This window comes from Mesorhizobium sp. M4A.F.Ca.ET.022.05.2.1 (assembly GCF_003998845.1).
Classification (GTDB): Bacteria; Pseudomonadota; Alphaproteobacteria; order Rhizobiales; family Rhizobiaceae; genus Mesorhizobium.
In genome coordinates, this window is sequence record NZ_RZOJ01000537.1 from 1 (window position 1) to 3,342 (window position 3,342).

A 3,342-nucleotide genomic window follows, 5' to 3' on the forward strand; every position below is an offset into this window, starting at 1 on the left:
GTTCTCGTCGTTGTGCGAGTCGTGCACATGCGCGTCGCAGGTGGCTTCGAGCCGCGCCGCCCAGTCGGCGATGACGTCGCTCTTCGGCGAGGCCGCCTCGGTGTGGATGGCGGCGGCGAGCTTGCGTATCTCTCCGGCCAGCACCGCCAGGTTGATGGTGCGGATCGACGCCATCTCGGGCTGTGCCTTGATGGTCATGACGGCGCGGCGCATGCCGTCGAGACGGTCGGCAAGTCGCTGGCGCAGCGGCCTCAGCTGCCGGCGGTCGTCCGGCAATTCCTCAAGGCTCTCGTCGAGGATGGTCACCGTATCGAGGATGCCCTCGAAATCGCCCTGCAGATGCACGGAAGGCGCTTCCGCCCATTCGGCGCAAGCCGCGGCGACCGCCACCAGATGGCCGGCGAGATTGCCGCTGTCGACGGCCGAGATGTAGAGCGGATAGAGCGGCTTCAGCGTCGTCGTGTCGTACCAGTTGTAGAGATGGCCGCGGTCGCGCGGCATGCTCTCGATGGTCGTCATCGTCGCGTCAATGCGCGTGATGGCGTCAGACAGGCTGATCCAGCCGAAGTCGCGCGCCGACACCACCGACAGCAGGTAGACGCCGATATTGGTCGGCGAAGTGCGCGGCGCCACCACCGGCGCCGGGCTTTCCTGGAAATTGTCGGGCGGCAGATGGTGATGCTCGGCCGTCACGAAAGTCTCGAAATAGTGCCAGGTGCGCCGCGCGATGGTGCGCAGCGTATGGATGTCGGCGGCCGAGATGCGCAGCCGGTCCTCGGTCTCGGCCGAGCGGCTGATCCAGCAGGCGACAGCCGGCGAGCCAATCCAGAAGATGGCGAAGAAGAAGGCGACGAAGGCGCCGGTGGAATCGGCCAGCACCGGGATGGCAAGGCCGACGACGCCGATGATCACCGCGCCATACATCATGCCGTAATAGGCGCCGAGGTCACTGCCGCCGCTCTTGTGCGCCTGCGAGGCGGTGCGCCATTCAAGCAGGTTCTGCCGGCTGACGAACAAGCGATAGAGGGTGCGGATGATGGCATCGCCCATCATCCAGGCGAGATGCGCCATCAGCAGCACCTTGAGCGCGACCAGGGCGGTGCCGAAGATGGTGTCGCGCGCCAGCGCCGAAAAATGGCCGCGCGGGGTCTGGTCGCCGCTCTTGGGCAGGATGCCATTGACGATGTCAAAGGTGGGCGCCATGAACAAAGTGAGGATCAGCAGCGCCTGCCATTGCGCGGCTTGCGTGAAGGGCAGCAGGGTCCAGCCGGCGATCGCCGCCATCACCCAGAAGATCGGCGTGAGCGAGCGGCGCAGATTGTCGACCATCTTCCAGCGCGACAGCGCCGGCACGCCGGAGCGCGGATCGAGGATGAAGCCGAGAAGCTGCCAGTCGCCGCGCGCCCAGCGGTGATGGCGTGACGCGTCTACCGAATAGCGGGTCGGGTAGTCCTCGACCAGCTCGACATCGGTGACCAGCGCCGAGCGCGCCAGCGCCCCTTCGAGCAAATCGTGGCTGAGGATGGTGTTTTCCTCGATGCGGCCCTTCAGCGCCGCCTCGAAAGCGTCGACATGGTAGAGGCCCTTGCCGGTGAAGGAGCCGTCGCCGAAGACGTCCTGGTAGACGTCCGAAACGGCAAAGACATAGGGGTCGAGGCCGCGGTTGGCGGAGAAAACGCGCTGGAAGAAGGAGGCGTCGTCGCCGCTGGTCAGCGAAGCGGTGATGCGTGGCTGCAGAATGGTGTAGCCAGCGGTGACGACGCGTTTTGAGGCGTCGAAATGCGGCCTGTTGAGAGGGTGGCTGAGCTTGCCGGCCAAGCTGGCCACTGCATCGCGGGTGGTGCGCGTGTCGGCGTCCAGCGTCATCACATGGACGACGTTTTCCGGCAGCGGCACGTCAAGCGGCAAATAGGTGGTGTCGCTGTCACCGCGCAGCAGAAGGCTCAGCTCATGCAGCTTGCCGCGCTTGCGCTCCCAGCCCATCCAGCAGCCCTGCGCGGCGTTGTAGAGCCGGCGCCGGTGCAGGACATAGAAGAGCGGCGCACCTTCGGTCGGATAGCGGGCGTTGAGCCTGGCGATCTCGTCGCGGGCAAATTGCAGGATCTCGATGTCGGCGGCGTCGATCTCGGTCTTCGAATCCGGCCAGTCCGAAAGCAGCGCGAAATGGATTTCGCCCGCCGAATTGGCGAGGTGATGTACCTCGATGTTGCGGATATTCTCCTCGACATCGTCGCGCGAGCCGATCAGCGAGGGCACCACGACCAGCGTGCGCGCCTCGGCGGGCACGCCATGCTTGTAGTCATAGCCGACGAGCCGCGTCGGCTTCAGGAACAGCGAGACGACGGTGTTGAAGAAGGCGAGCGCGCCTTCCGAGGCCGGCACGGCGAACAAGGCCAGCATCAGGACGATCGACGGCAGCGCCAGGCCGAGGTGGTCGAGCGCGTTGCCGGCCAGCGCCAACAACAGCACCGTCAGCGCAAAGACCGGCACGACGACGCCCAGCCAGCCGGTAGCGGAGAAAGCGCGCTTGACCGTGACGCTGATGGTTGGCCGATAGCCGATCGCCTTTTCCAGCTCCAGCCGGCGCGGGCCGACGAGGAAGAAGCCGACATCGGTATGCACCGTGGCATCGGTGTCGGGCGCCTCGGCCTGGGGAACCTCAGCGCCGGAGGCATCGGCGATCAAAACATGGCCGGCAAGCTCGATCGCCTTTTCGGCGACGCGGAATTCAGAGAGCTCCGACCGGCGCGCCAGTTCCTCGATGGCGGTGCGGTACTGGTCGCGTGAGAAGAAGTCGAGCGCGGCGAAGTCGGTCTTCTCGCGCAGCAGCGTGTCGATGCGGCTGACGCCCTCGAACCAGACCGTCCAGTCGACGTCATTGATGAGGCGCAGGCCGCGGATGATGTTGCCGGTGGTGACGTTGCCGCTGGACAGTGTGTGATGCTCGGAGATGATGATCTCCTCGGCATCGGAGCCGGTCTTTTCCAGCTCGCTTTCCAGCCATTCCAGCGCCCGGCCGGCGTTCTGCGAGCCGTCGCGCAGGCGGTAGAGCAATTGGGTGGCGAAAGTGGTGTCCTGCGCGTGGCTGCCATAGTGCGACAGGATCTTCTGCCGGTCGGCATTGTCGTCTGTCGCCAGCACCCGGTCGGCGACCTCGTTGGCGATCTGGCGCATCTGCCTGGTGCGGTTGACGCGCACGGCGATGCGGCGGAGATTCTCGATCAGCACGAAGCGCAACAGCGACGGCAGCGCCCAGAGCTCGCCGATCTTGAGCGGCTCGACCGACTGGAAGCCCTCGACGATCGCCTTGAACATGGTGGCCGAGACCGAGCTGTCGGAATG

Annotated in this window: 1 pseudogene; it reads right to left on the minus strand. The window is 65.6% G+C overall.

Annotated features, from left to right (window positions below):
• Positions 1–3,342: pseudogene (locus EN745_RS32230) on the minus strand (DUF3131 domain-containing protein); the annotation flags it as partial.